The sequence below is a fragment of the Aestuariirhabdus haliotis genome, from assembly GCF_023509475.1.
In the GTDB taxonomy this organism is placed as follows: Bacteria; Pseudomonadota; Gammaproteobacteria; order Pseudomonadales; family Aestuariirhabdaceae; genus Aestuariirhabdus; species Aestuariirhabdus haliotis.
Genome location: NZ_JAKSDZ010000055.1, coordinates 1 through 19,571 on the forward strand (window position 1 = coordinate 1; position 19,571 = coordinate 19,571).

15 protein-coding genes are annotated in these 19,571 nt (G+C 51.4%); 3 read left to right on the forward strand and 12 right to left on the reverse strand.

The window, feature by feature from the left end; translation table 11 throughout:
- Nucleotides 1–123: 123 nt before the first annotated feature.
- The 6 genes from MIB40_RS17570 to MIB40_RS17595 form a co-directional block, all read right to left on the reverse strand.
- The gene (locus MIB40_RS17570; protein WP_249696805.1) at nt 124–912 is read right to left on the reverse strand and encodes a heme ABC transporter ATP-binding protein; all 789 of its coding nucleotides are present in this window, start codon (nt 910–912) and stop codon (nt 124–126) included.
- A 9-nt stretch (nt 913–921) separates the two neighbouring features.
- Nucleotides 922–1,965 (reverse strand): FecCD family ABC transporter permease, encoded by a 1,044-nt coding sequence (locus MIB40_RS17575; RefSeq protein WP_249696806.1) that lies wholly within the window; start codon nt 1,963–1,965, stop codon nt 922–924.
- Between the two features lie 55 nt (nt 1,966–2,020).
- Entirely contained in the window at nt 2,021–2,920 is a 900-nt protein-coding gene (locus MIB40_RS17580) for a heme/hemin ABC transporter substrate-binding protein (RefSeq protein ID WP_249696807.1), read from the reverse strand.
- 89 nt (nt 2,921–3,009) lie between these two features.
- The gene (locus MIB40_RS17585) at nt 3,010–3,441 is read right to left on the reverse strand and encodes an ExbD/TolR family protein (RefSeq protein WP_249696808.1); all 432 of its coding nucleotides are present in this window, start codon (nt 3,439–3,441) and stop codon (nt 3,010–3,012) included.
- On the reverse strand, nt 3,438–4,259 hold the full coding sequence (locus MIB40_RS17590) for a MotA/TolQ/ExbB proton channel family protein (RefSeq protein ID WP_249696809.1): 822 nt from the start codon (nt 4,257–4,259) through the stop codon (nt 3,438–3,440). The genes MIB40_RS17585 and MIB40_RS17590 overlap by 4 nt, the downstream gene beginning before the upstream one ends.
- A gap of 33 nt (nt 4,260–4,292) precedes the next feature.
- A complete protein-coding gene (locus tag MIB40_RS17595; protein ID WP_249696810.1) occupies nt 4,293–5,099 on the reverse strand; it encodes an energy transducer TonB in 807 nt (268 codons plus the stop codon).
- Nucleotides 5,100–5,301: 202 nt separating this feature from the next.
- On the opposite strand from MIB40_RS17595, the gene MIB40_RS17600 reads away from it, so the two are divergent.
- From MIB40_RS17600 to MIB40_RS17610, 3 genes are all read left to right on the forward strand, one after another.
- Nucleotides 5,302–7,386, forward strand: a complete 2,085-nt coding sequence (locus MIB40_RS17600) for a TonB-dependent hemoglobin/transferrin/lactoferrin family receptor (RefSeq protein ID WP_249696811.1) — start codon at nt 5,302–5,304, stop codon at nt 7,384–7,386.
- Between the two features lie 62 nt (nt 7,387–7,448).
- On the forward strand, nt 7,449–7,847 hold the full coding sequence (gene hutX / locus MIB40_RS17605; RefSeq protein ID WP_249696812.1) for a heme utilization cystosolic carrier protein HutX: 399 nt from the start codon (nt 7,449–7,451) through the stop codon (nt 7,845–7,847).
- A 36-nt stretch (nt 7,848–7,883) separates the two neighbouring features.
- Entirely contained in the window at nt 7,884–8,411 is a 528-nt protein-coding gene (locus MIB40_RS17610; protein ID WP_249696813.1) for a HugZ family pyridoxamine 5'-phosphate oxidase, read from the forward strand.
- Between the two features lie 95 nt (nt 8,412–8,506).
- Here the strand turns inward: MIB40_RS17610 and MIB40_RS17615 are convergent, their stop codons facing one another.
- The 6 genes from MIB40_RS17615 to MIB40_RS17640 all read right to left on the reverse strand — a co-directional run.
- Nucleotides 8,507–9,529, reverse strand: a complete 1,023-nt coding sequence (locus tag MIB40_RS17615; protein WP_249696814.1) for an MBL fold metallo-hydrolase — start codon at nt 9,527–9,529, stop codon at nt 8,507–8,509.
- A gap of 225 nt (nt 9,530–9,754) precedes the next feature.
- Nucleotides 9,755–10,354, reverse strand: a complete 600-nt coding sequence (locus MIB40_RS17620; RefSeq protein WP_249696815.1) for an OmpA family protein — start codon at nt 10,352–10,354, stop codon at nt 9,755–9,757.
- Nucleotides 10,354–11,688: a TolC family outer membrane protein gene (locus tag MIB40_RS17625; protein ID WP_249696816.1), complete on the reverse strand. Its 1,335-nt coding sequence runs from the start codon at nt 11,686–11,688 to the stop codon at nt 10,354–10,356. The genes MIB40_RS17620 and MIB40_RS17625 overlap by 1 nt, the downstream gene beginning before the upstream one ends.
- 26 nt (nt 11,689–11,714) lie before the next feature.
- Complete coding sequence (locus tag MIB40_RS17630; protein ID WP_249696817.1) at nt 11,715–13,175, reverse strand: HlyD family type I secretion periplasmic adaptor subunit; 1,461 nt, start codon at nt 13,173–13,175, stop codon at nt 11,715–11,717.
- Complete coding sequence (locus MIB40_RS17635; RefSeq protein WP_249696818.1) at nt 13,165–15,342, reverse strand: type I secretion system permease/ATPase; 2,178 nt, start codon at nt 15,340–15,342, stop codon at nt 13,165–13,167. The genes MIB40_RS17630 and MIB40_RS17635 overlap by 11 nt, the downstream gene beginning before the upstream one ends.
- 63 nt (nt 15,343–15,405) lie before the next feature.
- A partial coding sequence (locus tag MIB40_RS17640; protein WP_249696819.1) for a beta strand repeat-containing protein occupies nt 15,406–19,571 on the reverse strand: 4,166 nt, incomplete at its 5' end.

Here is a 19,571-nt window from a genome sequence, read left to right on the forward strand (position 1 = left end):
CTTTCAGGCGAACCCAGACTCTTTGTTACGCCTTTTTGAAAGGTCTGGACCTTACTGCAAAGACGTGCCGCGATTCTGGATTCGCCTGAAAGCCAAAGTTCATCTGAATTAATCAGAGGTGTCTTAAATCAGTACCTGCCTCTCTCCGGCACAAACGATTTCGGATTGATAGCCCCAAACCTGAGCGACTTGTTGCGGAGTAATCACTTGCTCCGGGGCACCGGTATCCACCAATTCGCCTCGGTTTAATAACCAGACCTGATCACAATATCCAAGCGCCTGATTTAGGTCGTGCAAAATGGCTATGACCGTCCATCCCTGTGTTCGACACAATGATTGCAGCAATGCCAATATCTGGTGCTGCTGCCCAAGATCCTGGGCAGAAGTTGGCTCATCGAGCAAAAACAGCGGCGCCTGCTCGGCCTGAGAAAGCTGCACCAATGTGCGCGCTAAATGAACCCTCTGGCGCTCTCCTCCCGATAACTGGGTATAGAGTTGATCAGAGAACTGCAACGTATCGGTTTGTTGCATCGCGTCATGAATCAATCGCCGAGACTCCGAAGCTCCAGCACTTAAGGGTATCAAGCCCATTGCCACAACCTCCTCAGCGATAAATGGAAAATTCAGCTGGCTTGCCTGGGGCAAGACCGCCAGATGACGAGCCAGTTCCCGAGCCGGCCAGGAGGAAACAGGTCTGTCATGGAAGAACAACTCTCCCTGCCCTTTCATTTCTCCGGTAATACTTTTAAACAGCGTCGACTTCCCCGCCCCGTTGGCACCCAACAAACCAATAAACTCACCACCACGGGCCGAGAGCTGTGGAATATCCAACAACACCTTTTTACCTGCAGTAATAGAGAGTTGCCGGATCGACAGCAGAGGAGCGTCGGCTAAGCAGGTTGTAACCGTCATATGGTTTTCCTAATGAAGCTGTTGGCGTCGCTGATAGAGCAACAGCATAAAAAAGGGCGCACCCAAACCGGCCGTCACCAGACCCACCGGAACTTCTGCCGGACTCATCCAGCTTCTTGCCCCCAGATCGGCCAGGAGCAGCAATCCGCCACCGAACAAGGCCGACAGTGGTAACACGGCCCGATGATCTGGCCCCACCAACATCCGCACCAGATGAGGCACGACCAACCCGACAAAACCGATCACTCCCGATACGGATACCGCGACACCAACACCAATGGCTGTGACACAAATGCATTGTTGTTTTAACCGTTCCACCTCTATGCCCAGATGCCGGGCTTCGGCTTCGCCTAACAGCAAAGCATTCAGCGCCTCGGACTTGCGGTGGAAAAAAAACATCACGGTTACCAGAGTGATCACGCAAAGCAGCAGATCCCAGTTAGAGGCGGATGCCAAAGACCCCATCTGCCACAGGCTCAAATCTCGCAGCGCTTGATCGTTCGCCACATAGGTCAACAGGCCAATCAACGCGCCACAAAATGCCGCAATCGCCACCCCCGCCAGCAACAACACAACAACCGAGGTACCCGCTTCATTTTTGGACAAGCCATAAACCACCCAGGTGGTCAGCAGGCCTCCACCAAAAGACATCAGCGGTACCGTCAGCCACTGCACGCTGATGGGTAACAAGACAATGGCTAATGCGGCGCCCAGGGCCGCACCGGAGGCCACACCGATAATTCCCGGATCGGCTAATGGATTTCGAAACACGCCCTGCATCACAACTCCGCACTGCGCCAACAGAGCACCAACCAGCAACGCCAACAGGGTACGGGGTAGACGCAAGTCCCAGATCACAACCTTTTCATAGGGTTGCAATGAGCTCAGTTCACTGCCCCAAATACCGTCCCAGATAGAGATCAGGCTTTGCACTATTGGCAGTTTTAACGGCCCGCTGATCACCGAACACACCACTAACAGCAACAACATCAGCACCAGGGGAAGCTGCAATGCCTCAACCGAGAGTCGCTTGTTGTTTCCAGAAACAGCCATTAGAAATCGCCACTCCGTTGAAGCACTACCCATTGATAATGACACTGAAAAAACATCATAAGGCTTGCGCCAGACGTGCCGCTTCGTTCATAGCACCGATGCTGATGCCCGACACCAAGGTACTGGCATCCACAACCAACATTTTCTGATTCTTAAACGCCTGGCTGTGTTTTAACACGGGGTACTGCTGCAACAGCTGATCCACCGCGCCTGGATCCTGACTAGCAATCAACACAAGATCGGGTTGTATCGCCAGTAACCCTTCCGCAGAAATGGATCTATAGCCTTTATAACTGGCATCGTTTTTTACCCCCAACAACTGCAATAGGGCATCACCGGAAGTACCCGCACCCGCTTGCTTAAACCCGCGGCCCTGCAAATACAAAATAAATACGGCATTGCTTGTCTCGCTGTTGTTGCGCAATGATAAACGCTCATTAATAGAACGCTGTGCCTGGTCTACCTGACGAATCAGAGCATCACCGGAAATATCCAACACCCGGGCAACTTGCTGGATATTGTCCACGAGCTGTTGCGGTGCTGTTGCCGTTGGCTGCAACACCAGACGCACCTGCGCCCGCTTCAGTGCATCCACCGTTTCTTTCGGGCCAATATGCTCATTACCAAAGATCATCGAGGGCGCCAGGCTCAACAAGCCTTCGGCGGCCAGGTTACGATGATAGCCAACCTTGGCAGGCGATAACGTCTCGGGCAGACTACTGGTGACATCCACCCCGACAAGCGATTCCCCCTTGCCAAGGGCAATAATGATTTCGGTTGTACCGGCATCGGTACTGATAATACGCTGCTGCTTTTCGTTCGAGCTCAAAGACTCCGCCACAGCAGTAGCTACCGGAACCATCAGCAGCATGGCCAGACAGCACTGCGTTAACAGAAACAAACGGATCGGCCCGGCATTTAACCTACCGGCCAATTTATTAGCGACTCGATTCACTGGGGATTCTCCTGAAAAAATAGAACGGTACTGTTTACACAAAATTCGAGGGGTTCTTACCTTGGCTGACAGGCCATAAACGAAATGCCTCAGTCCTGGTGACGCATTAGGATCTGCACGTCGGCCAGCTGACGTTCGCTGAGAAAGGCCATCAAGTTAACCAACGATTCCACCGGTGCCTGACGATCGGCAGCAATGGATACCCGTAAATCCGAAGCGGATGTAATTCCCGACAACCGGTTTTCCAACGCAGCTTTCAAACTATCCCAACTCTTATACTCGTCTTCCTCCATCAACCAGGGAGAGTCGACTGAGCCAACGGTAATCAGTAAGGTTTCCGGATCAGCGATCTCGGCCGAGGGATGCTCATTTGCCTCAGGTATGTTGACCGGTAATTTCAACAGGGGCGCGTTCGCGGTGATCAACAAAAACACGATAACGATAAACACGATATCGATCATGGGCGTCAATTCCAGAGTCGGTGAATCGCTTTCCGTCTGCGTTGAATGCGCCCGGATCATGCTGTGGCTTCCCTCAACGTATTTTGCCCATTGGGATTGTTCAGTGGATCTGCCTGATGCCTGGGCTGAATATCGTGTTGTACTGTTTCTGATTCAATGATTGCTTGTTTGGCGATTGCTGCTTGTTTTGCTGTGGTTTGCTCGGCTTGTGCCGATAGCACGCCATTGACTGATTGTGGATCGTCCTCAAAGCGAACTCCTTCCATCATCAGATTGAAGTGATTCATCACATGCTCTGCACTATTGAGTAGCCGGTCGACCCAGATGGAAAAGCCTTGCACGCCGATAATGGCCGGCATGGCGATCAATAATCCTGCCGCCGTGGTGTACATGGCCAAACTCAAGCCTGCGGCCAGCATCGAAGGTTCTATCGGCCCACTGACAATCGAAAGGTCATCAAACACTCGAATCAAACCCAATACCGTACCCAGTAAGCCCAGCAAGGGCGCAAGCACGGCAATGGCTTGTAACACCCGAAGACCGGAAGACAGCTTGCGCTTGCGTTGCAAGAGCCAGATGGCGGAAATCTCTTCGCGTATTTCTTTCGGTTGAGAGCAATGCTGTGATAACAGATGAACACCCTGAGCTGCCACCAGGGGCAAGCGTTTCACTCGTTCATGATCCTTTCGATTCATTACCTGTCCATTCGGGGACGATGACTCCAGGTTGCTTGTTACCTCAGCAACCGGCAACCAGCGCATACTGGCATACAGCAATCGCAGGCTATTTTCGATTAAGACAATTAATACCAGCAGGGACAACACCAGCATGGGCACTGTCAGTGGTCCCAGCTGCTGCTGAATCATTTCCATGTTCATAGCGTTTCCAAAAAGAATCTAAAATAAAAAGGTTTAATTGAGTGTGAAATGAACCGGTATACGCACTCGGGATGCCAGCGAGCGACCCGCCACTCGTCGCGGTTCAAATTCCCATCGTGCAACGGCCTGAACCGCTGCCCTATCCAGCTGCGCCACACCCGAGCTGTCAAACACCTCCAGGCGGGTTTGCTCGCCTCGGCTATCCAACCACACATCCAGCCACACAATACCCTGCTGCCCGCGCTTTCTCGCTGTACGGGGATAGATCGGTGGTTGGGGCGTCGAGCGGAAACTGGGTTCCCGTTCGATGTCGTCATGAACCCCCGTTTGTTCAACCGCCTTACTGAGATGACTCGAAGTTGCTGAGGCTGACGGCTCAGGGCCGTTATTCTGCTTCTCTTGAACCAGCACTAGCTTTTCGGGTGCCGCGGCTAGTTTCGGGGTTTGTCGTTGACCTGCGCCCCTCGACGATGGATTGGCTTTGTTCGCGTTTAAGGCCTTATTGAGAGAGGACTTGCTGACATTTGGTTGTACCTTCTTCGCAAGTTGCCCACGGTCTTGAGGGTTTGGCGTTATCTCTTCGGCCGATATAGCAGGCTCGTCTGTCCGGGGTTTTGGAGCCGGCGTTACAGAAGGCCTGGACGAAGGCGTTAAGGAAGGTGTAAGTGCCGTTGACACGGGTTGCGAGAAGGCCAGCGACAAAGCAATCGACTGGCGCGCGATGGAGCCAGTCGGCTGCGCATCCGCTACCAGGGCTTCTGCATAGGGCAACACCAGAGCAGACACCCCCAGCGCGAGCGTGATGGAAAACACGCGCAGCCAATACCCTGATTCCAGCATTTTACATTCCGTTATGATCATAGACCCAAAATAGTAATAATTCTCATTCGTATTGCAATATTAATGAAAACGATTATCATTTGCAACGATTCATCCCGTAAGGATATGAGTTACACAAGGGCCTTTCGGGCACTGAAACCAACGTCGGGGCGCCCGTCCCTGACGCCAAAAACACCAACAACACATAGACAGGAAGTACGCTGTGCCAAAAACATCCTCCTCAATAATCAGCGGTTTGGGGTGCTTGTTGCTCTCTCATTCTCTAGCAGCAGAAACAGAACACTCGCCATCCCACTCGGAGCAGGTTACCCAATTCAAAAAAGTAACTGTCAACGCCACACGCGTCGAACAAGACGTGAAAGAGGTCAATCGACCCATTGTGGTGATCGACAAGGAAAATCTCGAAGAGCGCCAACCCAATTCCACCGCTGATGCGGTCTCACGTGAGGCCAATGTCAGCGTTTCTGGCGGCGCCGTCCCCGGAAACCAGAAGATCAATATTCGTGGGCTGCAGGGTGACAAGGTGTTACAGGTGATCGATGGTGCGCGCTCCAATACCAACTTCGCTCACCGCCCTTCCTATTTTCTCGATCCGGAATTACTGCAATCGATCGAAGTACTCAAAGGCCCTTCCAGCAGTTTATGGGGCTCCGGCGCCATCGGTGGTGTGGTGGTGCAAAATACCATCGATGCCCAGGACCTCATCAAAGAGGGCGAAGAGATTGGCGGCTTTGTCAAACAAGGCTATCAGGACAATGGGGATATTTTCACCACCACCGCCGGCTTCGGTGCAACCTTCGGCCAGGTCGATGCCCTGGTCGCTGGCACCTATCGCGACAGCGATGCCATGGAGCAGGGAAATGGCAACAGTCTGTACGGTACCGAATCCCTGAACCGGACTCTATTAACCAAGCTCGGCTTTAACATCGACTCACATCAACGTTTGCAAGCACAGTATCGATACGCCGATCTGGATGGCCACCCTCCCACCGTGGGTTCGGCCGACGATGCCCTGAATGTAAAAGATAATTTGATTGACCGCGAAGTAAAAGACACCCACGCGGCCCTCGACTACTCACACAAAGGTTCATCCGACTACCTTAATTTTGATGCCAAAATTTATTACAACGAAACCGAAAACCGGGAAAATAACACCTTCGGCGGTAACGACAAGAGCGATGTCGAAACCCTCGGCATCAACCTGTTAAACCGTTTTGACTTTGGTGCCACCACGGCCCTGGTCGGTATCGATGGCTACCACGATGATATAAGAACAGGACGCGCAGTGAATGCCAGCAACCCTTCCGGCAATCGTCCCAATCCGCCATCCAAAGCGGAAAGTGACACCTGGGGAATATTCACTACGCTGACCCATGATATAACCTCATCGGTACAGGCCGAGGTGGGCCTTCGCTACGACGACTTTTCCACCGAGTCAAAAGATATCAACACCAGCTCCGACGAATCAGAGCTTTCTGCCTCTGCTGGAATCCGCTGGCAAGCGACCGACTGGATGCGCTGGTCGCTGCGCTACGATGAAGCCTTTCGAGCACCCAACTCTTACGAACTTTATATTCAAGGCACTCACTTTAACTATGGCGCCCCGGGCTGGGATAACAACTTTGTTGCCAACCCTGACCTGAAGCCGGAGAAAGCCGAAAATATTGAGCTGGGTGTGAATCTGGAATTCGACCATCTGTTGGCCGATGATCGCTTGAGCATTACCGCAACGGCGTTTAAAAACGACGTAGAGGATTTTATCTATCTGGATGTTATTACCGAAGCTGACTTTGGCCCGCCTCCCGCCTGCAACTGTATCACCGGCACCTCGACTCACAAAAACGCCCGTGATGCCGAGCTATGGGGCTTTGAAGTGGAAACCGATTACCAGGTTGGCGCCTTCAACGCGGCCATCAACTACGGACAAACTCGAGGCACCCATAAAACCACCCTGGCCACGGGTACAACCAAAGATGCACTACCCGACATTCCTGCCAACAAGTGGACTGCCGATGTTAATTACGGCTTCTGGGATATCGATACCAAACTCGGCGCACGGGTGCTACACGCCAGCCGACAGGATCGGGTACCCGATACACGAGAGACCTATGAGGGTTATACCCTGACCGACCTGTACGCCACCTGGGAACCTTCCGGAGCTATGCTCGATGGGGTAAAGGTAGATTTCTCCATTGCCAACCTGTTCGATAAAAACTATCAGGTGGCTTGGTCGGAAGTCTCTGAGCCTGGGCGGTCAACCAAAATTTCTCTGAAATACAGTTTCTAACTTATGGGCGTAACCGCATCAATCGCGATACGCCCTGTGACCACCAAACGGGACAAAGCGGCATGAGTGTTGAAAACAACAAATTAATTGAACTGCTTCAAGAAGTATCCGATTGGGGATATACCACCACAATCATTCTGCATGGAGGTAGCGTATTTGAGTTTAAAGGCCCCTTTCCGAAAGGAGAACTCGGTCAGGGTTTTTATAACCTGAAGAGTGAGTGGGGCTTTGAAGGCCATATTAATCTGGCACAGATTCGTCATCTCCAGTTTCAGGATAAAGCGCACAGAGGTCGACAAAGCTACGCATTGGTTTTTAACGATGTGCAGGGCAACTGTATTTTCAAAATATTTATTGGCCGCGACCAACAAGGCGTTTTATACGAGCATCAGGTCTCAGCGTTCCTGGCACTTAAAGACAGATATTCGAAAACAACCCTTCAAGCCATCAGCACTGATTGATTGCTTTCACATCACACATTCAACTTAGGTCTATTCATGAAAAACAAACATCTGGAACAGAAACTGGGTGAAGAGATTATTGCCTTTCTCAATCACCGAAAAACACTGAGCCTGGCCAGCCTCGACGAACAGGGTGCTCCCTACGCATCGTACGCACCTTTCGCTGTGGACGACAATAGCATTTTCGTTTTACTCAGCGATATTGCTCTTCATGGAAAAAACTTGAAGCGTGACAAGCGAGCGGCCGTACAGGTTGTAGAAGATGAAACCGAAGCGGCTTCTATCTTTGCTCGGATTCGCGTCAGTTATCAGGTCGAGGCTCATCCTGTTGCTCTGGATTCCGAGGCTTATCAGTCAGGCATCGAGTGCCTATCCAACAAACACGGCGACCGGATTAACAAACTGGCGGTGCTTAGCGATTTTAATCTGTTCAGGCTAACCCCTCTTGGCGGACGTTACGTGAAAGACTTTGGCCGCGCCTTTGAGATATCGGGCCATACCCTGGCGGGGGACAACATCGAACGACTTCGCGACGGGCACAAACCTCGTGCTGCGAATGAATAAGTGAGACAGAGATAAGGCCGGCTCACCACGTGGCAGGGACCATCATGCTTTGGTCGCCTGCCACTGCCAACATCACAGGATTTATAGATAAAAGGTCAGGGATACAAAACAACCTTGTCGAATTTTGGCAATACCTTGAACTCGATAGCCGGATGATCAGCCGCTTTCTTTTGCAAAAAATGCCGTGTCTCCTCCAACCCGCCGGCAAACAGATTTTCTGCAACCGAAGGCCCACGTATAGGATCTGTTATCGGAGCCAACAGACTGTCGTAATGAATGGGAATCACCCGCTGCGGTGTAACCTGCCCTACCGTTTCTTTCCAGAAGGCTTCACGATACGCCGCACTTTGTGAGCCGATGCCGCCCACACCGAGAAAAACCGTATCGGCCTTGATACCCGCCAATGAGCCGGGTTTAGAGCCTGCACTACCGACAATCAACCAGCTGCCACGAGGGTGTGTTACGTGCAACACATAGACCTTGCCCAAGCGATAATCGAACGCCTTAACCGGTGGCACCAGGGGTTTATCTATATCAGGGCGCTCCAACAACCGTTTCCTGACCTGCGGATCTCGGAAGTCGAAATGACGTGACTCGATGGGCGTTACAATAATGTTTCCGAGCTTGATCGGCTGGCGATTTTCAACCACTCGGATTTGCGTCTCCGGTACATTCCAGCCCCGCCCAATATTGGCCGTCGCTTCCGAACCGAGTAAAACAGCCCCGGTTCGCTTCGCCACCTCCGGGGAATCCATAGCATGATCATAATGGGAGTGAACAGGAAAAACCGCCGCCAGAGTTGACACCTGATTGGCCTGCAAACCGTATTCAATAGCCTCCAGATCGGGGGCAATAGTGCCGAACAGTAAGCGCAGCGCACCCGGTCGACTGAACCAGCCATCGACCATCCAGGCGGTATCACCATCATCAAACAACAGGGTGGAGGTACCGGAAAACCGGACCGTTACAGCGTTGTTGTTATGACTGGTCGGTGAAGCAATTAACCACTGCTCATCGATCGGTGGAGGAAGGTAAACATTAACAATGTAGCCGTAGCCACCGACAGCCAGTACGGCTATTAATAATACGCCGCCCACTATGATTCGACCGATTTTCATTGTCGCTGCCTCCCGCACAATCCGTTCATCCTACATTGCCTTAAGCACAGCTCGCTAGACACAGGTTAGCTGGACTACGATCTACAGAACAGTCTGGATTCACAGCGTAACGCAATAAGGTGCAGGGCTTATTTGAGAAAGGTTTACCGGAACAGGTTTTCTTATATTTTTTGCTTGATGGTTCTGTGCCCAGAGACTGACAATGCCAGCCCCAAAACCGCTGGACTATTGTGCAGAGGTGTAGATCGTCCATTTCATAATATGCTGGGCCAGTTTTACCCCGCCAGCATCAACCTCCACACGACGATTACTGGCATGGGCGTTTTCGTCCAGTCCCTGCCGCTTCAGGCGCTGGTAACCATAGGAAGCTATATCTATGCGCTCGGCGGCAATACCATATTCAGACACCAGGGTATCGCGAACGGCTCGCGCCCGTGCCAAGCCGAGTTCGAAGTTGTAATTCCCACCACCCACTTTGCTGGTATGACCATCCAATACCGCCGTCGCCGAGGGGTACAGTTTTAGATACTGCGCCAGAGCAGCAACGCGTTTTATATCATCATCCGCCAACTGTGCGGAGTCATGTTTGAAATTAAGTTCCAGGGTGACATCCAGCGATTCAATGCTGGCCTTACTGCATCCGCCATTATCGATATTGGCGCCGCTCTCAGTATTCTCACAACGATCCCGCGCATCGATCACGCCGTCGCGGTCACTATCCTCCAGCAACTGTTGGGGTGTCATGTCATTCAGCTCAACAATATCCGTATTGGCACAACCGGCCACCAGGATACTGAACATTGAAATAGCTAAAACCTGCTGCATTATTTAGCACCCAACTGCCATTTCGGTGGTGCCTGCACCCGCAATGAAGACAGTAACTGGCCCGAAGCATTGAGCAATCGATACTGGGAAATTACAAACTCGGTTTCAGCGACAACAAAGGAGCGGCGAGCTTCAAAAAGCTCATTTTCCGTATCGAGCAAATCGAGCAACGAACGTTTGCCTAACTTGAACTGTTTTTTATAGGCTTCTCGAGTAGCAAAGGCAGCCTCAACGTGTTGTTTAAGATAGGTCATCTGCTCAGCGATAAATTCATAGGCGCTCCAGGATAAACCGATACCCTCTTCCAACTGCCGATAGGCACGGTCGTTCACTTCCTTGGCTTCATTAATCTGGTACGCCGTCTCCCGCACCCGAGCGCTGTCCCGGCCACCATTAAACAGGTTGTAACGCATACGAATCATGGCCGCGAGCTGTTCGTTATAGCCCTCTATACCATCGATATCATTATCCGATCGCCCCTGTACTTCAAAGGTGAACTCCGGGTAAAAATTACTGCGTGAACCGTCATGCTGAGCATGGGCGGCATCAATATCCTTGCGCGCGGATAACAACGTCGGGTTAAATTCAACCCCCTGGATAATGGCCGCCTCTTCGGATTCCGGCAGCATCGTTTGATCGGCCACGGGCTGCACCAGCGCTTGGGCTCGTTGACCTACCACACGGAAAAAGGAGGTTTCGGCATCCACCTGGTTGTTTCGCGCGGCAATCAGATTACTGCGTGCCAAGGCAACCCGGGCATTAATCTGGGACAGATCCGAGGCGGATCCCAATCCCGATTCGGTACGCTGACGAATCTGCTTATGAATTTCCAGATGGGTCTTGAGGTTTCTTTCTGACAACTCAAACAACTGTTGCGCTTCCAGCACCTGAAGATACACCTCGCTGACTTGCAACGCCTTGTTTTCAGCTTCGGCCAGCAGACTGTATTGTTCGGCTTCCGTTTCGGCAGTGGTGCGGTCAACGTTATAACTGGTTTCAAAACCATCGAACAACATTTGTCGCAGGCTAATGCCAAACTCTTGTCGAGTCTCGTTAACGCCATCCTCACCTGTAGCCCGAAAACCTGGCGTATTGTTGTATTCTGGCCCTACTCCGGCATCGACATCCAGCGATGGCAGATAACCACCACGGGCCTGAGCCACTTGCTCTTGCCGTGCCTTAAAGCGGTTAAACACCACTCTGATTTCCGGATTGGTATCCAGCGTATGGGCGACGGCTTCCTCGAGGGACTGGGCCCAGGCAGGCAGACTCATACTCGATAAACTGGCGACTACTGCAATGGCTTTCGTCGTCTTACTAAAAACGATTCTCATAGGGTAACTCTCGATACATCCCACATTCATCTTTCCCTTAACGCCTGTTGTTTGGCGCGTAGAATCGGTTTCAACAGATAATCCAAAACCGACTTTTTCCCTGTAATTACATCCGTTTCCGCCATCATTCCAGGAATAATGGGCAACGGCTTGCTTTGATCACCGAGGTAGTTCTTTTCGGTACGCACACGTACCTGATAGAAACTATTGCCCTCTTCATCTTCTATAGTATCCGCGCTGATCTGTTCCAGTTTACCGGTCAAGCCACCGTAAATAGCAAAGTCATAGGCGGTGAATTTTACAACAGCTTCGAGTCCAGGACGAAGAAAGGCGATATCTTTCGGTAATATTTTTGCCTCAATTAACAAATTGTCCTCAATCGGTACGATTTCGACAATATCCATACCCGGCTGAATAACCCCGCCTACTGTCGTGATATTGATCTGCTTTACCGTTCCCTTAACCGGAGACAGTACCGTGGTACGTTCAACCCGATCGAGCAAACCGATCTGGGATTCGCTCATTTGTGACCAGGCGCCTTCCAGATCGTTCAATTCATTCTGGGTTTCCGAGCGAAATTTAAACGCCACTTCACGGTGCTTGGAGATCAGTTCCTGACGCGCATAACTCACCTTCGGAGCCATCAGGCGCGAGCCATTGAGTTCACTCTGAATCTCGTTTACCTGTCGTTCCAGTTTGATCAGTTCGACCCGGGAAACCACCCCTTCTCGGGCCAGAGGCTCGGTCAGCGACAGCTCCTCCTGAACCAGACGATAGGAGGCTTCCAGATGGGAAATTTTCGAGGCCAGCTCGACCTGCTCCTGCTCTTTTTGCGCCACCTGGCGTTCAATAATATTCAGCTGGCTACGCAGGTTGTTAAGGTGCTCCATCAACCCCGCTTGCTCCCTGAGCATGACATTGGGGTATTGCAGCTGGAACTCCTCATCCAGGGGCAATACCGCCATATTGATCCGCACCAGTGAGCGCCAGTTATCGGCCTTGCTTTGCTCGTCTATCTGGACGCTTTGCAACGCAGCTTTATGGCGGGCAATTTCGCCTTGCAGGTTGGCACGCTCTTGCAGACTCTCACGCAAGTCGGAACGGAATCGGGTGTCGTCGATCAGCAGTAATGGTTGCCCCTGTTCGACCAGGTCTCCTTCGGTGACATAGATCTCTTTAACAATGCCCCCTTCCAGATTTTGCACCACCTGCAACTGCTTGGAAGGAATCACCCGGCCAATACCGACCGTGACTTCGTCCAACTCGGCAAACGAGGCCCATATCAAGGCCGACGTTATAAAGGCAGCAATCAGGTAAAGCAGTTGCCGTGTGTGCCGTGGCGCGCTCAACAGCATCGCGGCACTGGTGTCGTTGACATAATAGAGATCGGCTTCACGCACCGGAGAACCATTGGAAGCGGCCTTATCAGCCAACACCGAGTCAGGGGCTGAACTGGCGTTGACTGGCTGTTCGTCTTTATTGCGCACGAACTTTGCCCTCCGCTAAACGCTGTAATACGGATTGTCTTGGGCCATCCAGAATCAATTTACCCCGTTCCATCACGATGACTCGATCGACCAATTCCAACATCGACATTTTGTGGGTGATTAACAGGAAGGTTTTGTCCTGGGTAAGGCTTTTTAATCGTTGACGAACCCCGGTCTCGGCGGAGTTATCCATGTTACTGGTCGGTTCATCCAGCACCATAATCGGTGGATTAAACAGCAGCGCGCGTGCCAGAGCGACCGCCTGACGCTGACCGCCGGAGAGATACTGCCCTCGTTCGCCAACCTGGCGATCCAGACCCTCGGGGTCCAGGTTGGTAAAGGCATTCACCCCCGCCAATTCGGCAGCCCTGATAACTTTGGCGTCATCCACATGGGGTACACCAACGGTAATATTATCCCGAATGGAGCCGAAGAACAGATGAATATCTTGCGGCAGGCAACCCACTTTTTGCCGCACATCGGCGGGGCTGATTTGCTGAATATCGATGCCATCGACCCGAATCGAGCCGGCGCTTTGCTGGTAAAAACCCAACAACAATTTTTCGACCGTGGTTTTTCCGGCTCCAATGCGTCCGATGATCGCCACCTTTTCCCCCGGTTGAATGGAGAAAGACACCGAGTCGAGTGCAGGAACCTGGCTTCCCGGATAGGCAAAACTGACGTTATCAAACTCGATGCGGCCATCAATATAGGGACGATGGAGATTCCGATCCATATTCTCTTCCGGCATCTTCATGATTTCATCAAGACCCGCCAAAGTCGACTCCGCCTGGTTATATCGCGTGGTCAACATCGCCACCTGGGAAAAGGGCCCCATGGCACGACCACTGAGCATGACCGCAGCAATCATGGCACCCATCGACATGGCGCCATCGCTGATCAGGAACACACCTCCGGCGACGATCAACACCGTGCTCAGTTGTTGAATAAAAGAGCTGACATTGCCAACCGAAGCAGCATAACGGCGCATTTCCACATTCCAGATGGCGTTATTGCCAACCAGTTCTTCCCATTTCTGCTGGAACTGGCTTTCAGCGCCATTGATCTTCAAGCTCTCCAGACCGGAAACGGCTTCGATCAGGTGCGCGTGTTTCTGGGTAGAAAAGCGTCCGCCCTGTTCAACGTGCAAACGCATCTTGCCTTTAATGTAAAAGCCATAGAGCACCATCAGAATCATTGCGACCACAGGAATAAAGGCAATCGGGCCTCCAACCAGGGCAATCACCACAATAAAGAGGATGGAAAAAGGCACATCGATAAAGGCACTGATGGTCGCCGAGGTAATGAAGTCCCGAATCGAATCAAACTCCTGAATGTTGCGAGCAAAGGCCCCGATCGAAGGTGGTCTTGCTTCCATCTTTAGAGCCAACACTTTCTCAAACAAACGGGAGGACAGTTGCACATCGGTTTTCTTGGCTGCTATGTCCAGCAATTTGGCTCGAATCTGTTTCATAACAAAATCGAATACGATCACGATAAACATACCGATCGCCAGCACCCAGAGGGTTTCTATCGCCTCGTTAGGAACCACCCGATCGTACACATTCATCACAAACAAAGGCGAGGCGATGGCAAACAGACTGAGGAAAAAAGAGGCGACCAAAACATCCCGGTAGATGGGCGTCGACTCCCTCAATGTGCGCCAGAACCAGTGGCCTTCACGGGTTTTCAGGACTTCCGGAGCCCGGGCATCAAAACGATAGCGTTTGCGAACAAAAAAAAGATAACCGGAAGCCAGGGCTTGCAGCTGTTGCTCGGCCAGAGTGTCAACGCCGTCGGGGGTTTCTGGCCAGGTAACATCTACCGTACCCTTATTACTGTCCCTTGCCAGCACCACACAAGCGCGCCCATCGGTCAGTAACAGAACGCAGGGCAACAACAGGTCCGACACATCGTTCAATGAGGAACGGGTTAACTTGGCGGTCAGCCCCCCTCTTTCTGCGGCACGACTGAACTGCTGAATAGGCAGCTGACCATTTTCCAACGGCAAGCCATTTCCCAGGGCCTGGGCCGAAAAGGGCTTGCCGTAATATCGAGTCAGAAACACCAGACAGTTCAATAACGGATCGGCAGGCGCTGATCCGGGCAACACCGACGCATCCGTTGGTTTTGCTGATTTCAAGTCTGACTGTGCTTTTGCCGTCATTCCACTAACCTGAGGGGCTGGATAAACCAGCCCCTTGTAACATTGTTGGGAGCAATAGGATACCTAACTATCAATATTGAGCTTACCGTCATCCAGCATCTTGGCGATCAGATCGCTGCCGATTACCTGGCCGCCACCATCGACCGCCAGATCACTGTAAACCGCTTGCCAATCGGTTTGGCTCCAGCCACTCAGGGTGATATTGACACTGGTGCCATCGCTACCCAGACCATCGGCATCGACCGAAATGGTGGTATCGGTCGCCGAGAAGGCCACACTGAGATAATCATCCAGAGTCGCAGCAGTAGCACCTTCGAGCAAGTGAGACAGATCGAGGATATCACCATCCGCATCGCTGAAATCCTGGACCACATCGGATTGCGGATTGCTGGCATCCGAGGTCAACCAGGCAAAAATATCCTGCCCTTCGCCGCCGATCAAAATGTCATTGCCGGCACCGCTGATCAACACATCATCCCCGCCCTGACCATCGATTATATTTGGCTGGATCAATACATTGGCGGTAGATCCGCCTGCACCATCGCTGCTATAGGTCACAGTCTGGGTAGAGCCATCGCTCATGGTCACAGTCACTGTGGCACCACCATCGGCCAGGCTATCACCGAAGTTAGTGCCCAGATTATCAACATCAACTGAGAACCAGAACTCATCACCGACGGTAAAATCGTTCGGCTCAAAGTTGGCCGTAATAACCGGTTGGTCACCGCTAACCGTGGAGAAAATATTGCCCTGGCTGCCGATACCCGAAGTATCACTATCGATACTAATAGCATCACCGGGCTGATCGGTATCAAAAAATGCATCCCCATCACCTCCGGCCCGCAGATCGATACTGATACTGCTCACCCAGAGTCCAGCCGACGCCGCCGCCAATGTAAAACCAAACTGGTTCGTCGCCAGATAGGTATTGCCCGACTTGACCTGGGCCTGAAGCAGGGCAGCAGACGTCGCCGTGCTGGTAGAGCCCGAAACCAGTATATCCCCCTCCTGAGTACCCGTTAGAGAGCTGTCACTGGTTAATGCCACATCAGCATGGGTACTGTCGGTGGCTCCGTTACCTTCCAACGTGTAATCAAAGCGATCACCATTGGAGACAGTGCCGATAACCAAACTGTCACCAACAATACTGGCATCCGTACTGCCATTGGGGGTAACTCCGGTAATACTGGTATTGGGCGGCACACTATCATTGTGCATAAGGAATTCCAACGGAATTTCGACCGTCGAGCCATCTCCCAGGTTACTGATGATATTATCGGCATTGGCATCCAGTGATGCGTAATAATCGATATTCAATTTCAGATCGAAGGTATCACTATCGCCGTCACCATCCGTCACCTCGATACTAAACAGCTCGTGTTGATTCAACACGTTGCGGTCCAATTCAATACTGTAGTTGTATTCACCCGTCTCAAAGTTGATTTGCAGAACGCCGCCCAGGGCCGTGTTATAGGTCTGTTGTGGTGAACTTACATCGTAATTATAAGTCACGCCATCGATTACGATAGCGCTAACAATGCCACCGTCGGCACCGACCAAAAGGCCACCGGTGCCCGCCGTACCTAGCAGCCCGATGCTGCCCGTTACCGCATTGCCAGTGAAATACTCGAGTACCGTACTGGTCAGATCGGATGCATCATCAACAACAACCGCATACTCTTCGACACCATTTACTTCCGGATAGGCAATCGGCTCCAGCTCACCCAGAGGCGCATTGCCGATACCGATTCCGAAGGAAAGATCATAATTGGCATCCAAATAATTTTCCCAAAGGGTCTGTTGTCCTGCATCAACTTCGTTGCCACTGTTAGGGGCACCATCGGAGATAAAATACACCAGACTCTGGTCTGCCGTTGGCAGTGGGCCGCTAGCCATGACCGCATCCAGCGCGGCATCGTAAGCAGTACCTCCATTTGCAACCAGAGATTCCAGATAATTTAGCGCGCCTTCAACATCGTCAACCTGCCAGCCATTGCTACTGGCAGCACTGGAGAATGTAACAATCTGCACATTGACGTTACCAATATCATCCACTTCCCGAATCAACGCACTCAACGATTCGACAGCAGTTTCCAGATAACTTTGACCATTACCGGCCGGGTTATTCATACTCCCGGAAAGATCCAAAACAAAGGTCAGGTTTGTGGTAATTGGATCGGCACTGGTCGCCAGATTCTGTTCAATGTTACTCACGACAGGAGCATCATCTGTGACGGAGACAGTTAGGTCAGCGGAATTGCCGTTATTCAACACGTAGTTAAAGGTTTCGGTAACTCCGTCACCTGCCAGGCTGTTGTTATTGAGAACGTACTCGTAATCACCCGCCAGATTACCAGCGAAGTCTTGCGTGTATACCGTCAGTTCTCCCAGAGGCGTGGTGACAACTATCACGCCATTAGCATCGGCTAGATTACCCTCAACCTCCGTAATACTGGTTGATGCTCCGATTCCCGCATCGTTAGCCAGCAGGTTACCTGTCGCAACGTCCGAACCATCCCCGGCAAGCGTCCCGTTGGCCAAGCCCTCTTCCGAAACCATCGCCGTATCGGAAATTGCCGTAGCATCGGTAAAGGGTCGCAAGGTGAGTGTTGAAGTATCGGTATCCCCGTCATTGTCCACGACGGTGTAGTTGATCTGATCATTGAGATCTCCTGCATAAACTGGAGCAGGATTGATGGTAATACCATCGATATAGTATTCGTCGTTATTATCGTCGGCACCTATCGCCAAATAGTAGAAATTCTCACCAAAATCGGCGGAGGTAACCGTTAATGGATCGGCATCTCGATTGATTGACCCGATAACCGTGCCATCTTCCCGATAGGCGATAATCCGGACATCATCATTGCCGCTATAGTTATTAAAATTAATGGTTGCCGAAGTGGTATTTATTCCGAGATTAATGACAACAAACTCGCGATCACCACCACCTGCACCGATTTGATTCCCATCTGGATTTCCTGTAACACCAACACCATTATTGCTAATCGATATAGTCGCATTGGCATTCGTTGGCACACCATTGGCGTCTAGCACCAAATCAGCGGTTCTGAAGCCATTATCCGTATCAAAGCCGTAAAGTTCGGCACCATCAAGGGTATTATTAAAATCGTAACTGAGCTGCACATCAGGATCGTAACTGTAGAATCCATCCTGATAAAAATTCAACTCACCATACTGGGTTTGGACAGTGAAGAAATCACCATGAGTGGCATCGGTACCATCTATCGTGTCAGTCACAAAGGATTTTGTTTCAACAGCTCCCGATGCATTGGTGAAAGAGAACTCCTGAATACTTAATGGTCCATCAACGTCAATGGTATCCGCTGAGCCAGCACCACCATTTAATCCGCTAATTACATTACCCACTGTCAAAACGCCATCCAGCATATCGGCATTTTGAAGGTCGCTATTAGCTTCAGGGACATCTTCAGAAACCACGATAGTCACAGCATCTGTATCGGACAAAGCGCCGCCTGTGCCTGTATTGCCTTGATCATTCGTTGAAATTTGTAAGGTATCGTTACCTGAGAAATTGCTATTGCCTTGATAGCTGACATTATCGAGCGCCGATAGCACTGCGTTTATCTCGGCTTCTGTTCCCGTCAAAGTAACACTTGACGTTCCACTTCCCGATACCAGTGCTCCTCCCAAGGAACCAACGGTTAATACACCATTAGACACCGAAAGCGTAGTGGTTAACTGGCCACCGTTGTCATCCAGATCATTAATAGCCAGACCTGTTATAGATAATGATTGTGACTCTTCAACCGTCTGAGATGCTGGGATGGTATTGACCGGTGCATCATTAACAGCTGCAAAAGTAACCGTCACAGTCGCTTCAGCTGAATCAACCGAACCGTCGTTTGCTGTTACGCCCAGAATGTAGTCCGTATCGGTAAGTGCATCATTCGCCAGCGCCGTTTCACCCGCAGCGGTCAAAGTTACGACGCCGCTATTTGGATCCAGAATTTCAAAATAGCCATTCAGGTTACCGCTAGTAATGCTGTAAGTAATCGCGTCTCCGTCACCATCACTTGCCGTAAACGTCGCAACCGTATCGCCTGCTGTCGCAAGATTTTCGACTTGTGTAGTGCCAGAGGCTGTGTCGATCACCGGCTGATCGTCTACCGAACCAACATTGATCGTCACCACCGCCGTGCTGGTGTCGCCATCCGCATCGGTGATCGTGTAGGTGAAGCTGTCCG

Excerpts from the sequence above, each read along its gene's own strand:
- hutX (WP_249696812.1), top strand. The coding sequence starts at position 7,449 with ATGAGTGTTGAAAACAACAAATTAATTGAACTGCTTCAAGAAGTATCC.
- MIB40_RS17590 (WP_249696809.1), bottom strand. The coding sequence starts at position 4,259 with ATGAACATGGAAATGATTCAGCAGCAGCTGGGACCACTGACAGTGCCC.
- MIB40_RS17620 (WP_249696815.1), bottom strand. The coding sequence starts at position 10,354 with ATGCAGCAGGTTTTAGCTATTTCAATGTTCAGTATCCTGGTGGCCGGT.
- MIB40_RS17575 (WP_249696806.1), bottom strand. The coding sequence starts at position 1,965 with ATGGCTGTTTCTGGAAACAACAAGCGACTCTCGGTTGAGGCATTGCAG.
- MIB40_RS17615 (WP_249696814.1), bottom strand. The coding sequence starts at position 9,529 with ATGAAAATCGGTCGAATCATAGTGGGCGGCGTATTATTAATAGCCGTA.
- MIB40_RS17635 (WP_249696818.1), bottom strand. The coding sequence starts at position 15,342 with ATGACGGCAAAAGCACAGTCAGACTTGAAATCAGCAAAACCAACGGAT.
- MIB40_RS17595 (WP_249696810.1), bottom strand. The coding sequence starts at position 5,099 with ATGCTGGAATCAGGGTATTGGCTGCGCGTGTTTTCCATCACGCTCGCG.
- MIB40_RS17610 (WP_249696813.1), top strand. The coding sequence starts at position 7,884 with ATGAAAAACAAACATCTGGAACAGAAACTGGGTGAAGAGATTATTGCC.
- MIB40_RS17625 (WP_249696816.1), bottom strand. The coding sequence starts at position 11,688 with ATGAGAATCGTTTTTAGTAAGACGACGAAAGCCATTGCAGTAGTCGCC.
- MIB40_RS17585 (WP_249696808.1), bottom strand. The coding sequence starts at position 3,441 with ATGATCCGGGCGCATTCAACGCAGACGGAAAGCGATTCACCGACTCTG.
- MIB40_RS17570 (WP_249696805.1), bottom strand. The coding sequence starts at position 912 with ATGACGGTTACAACCTGCTTAGCCGACGCTCCTCTGCTGTCGATCCGG.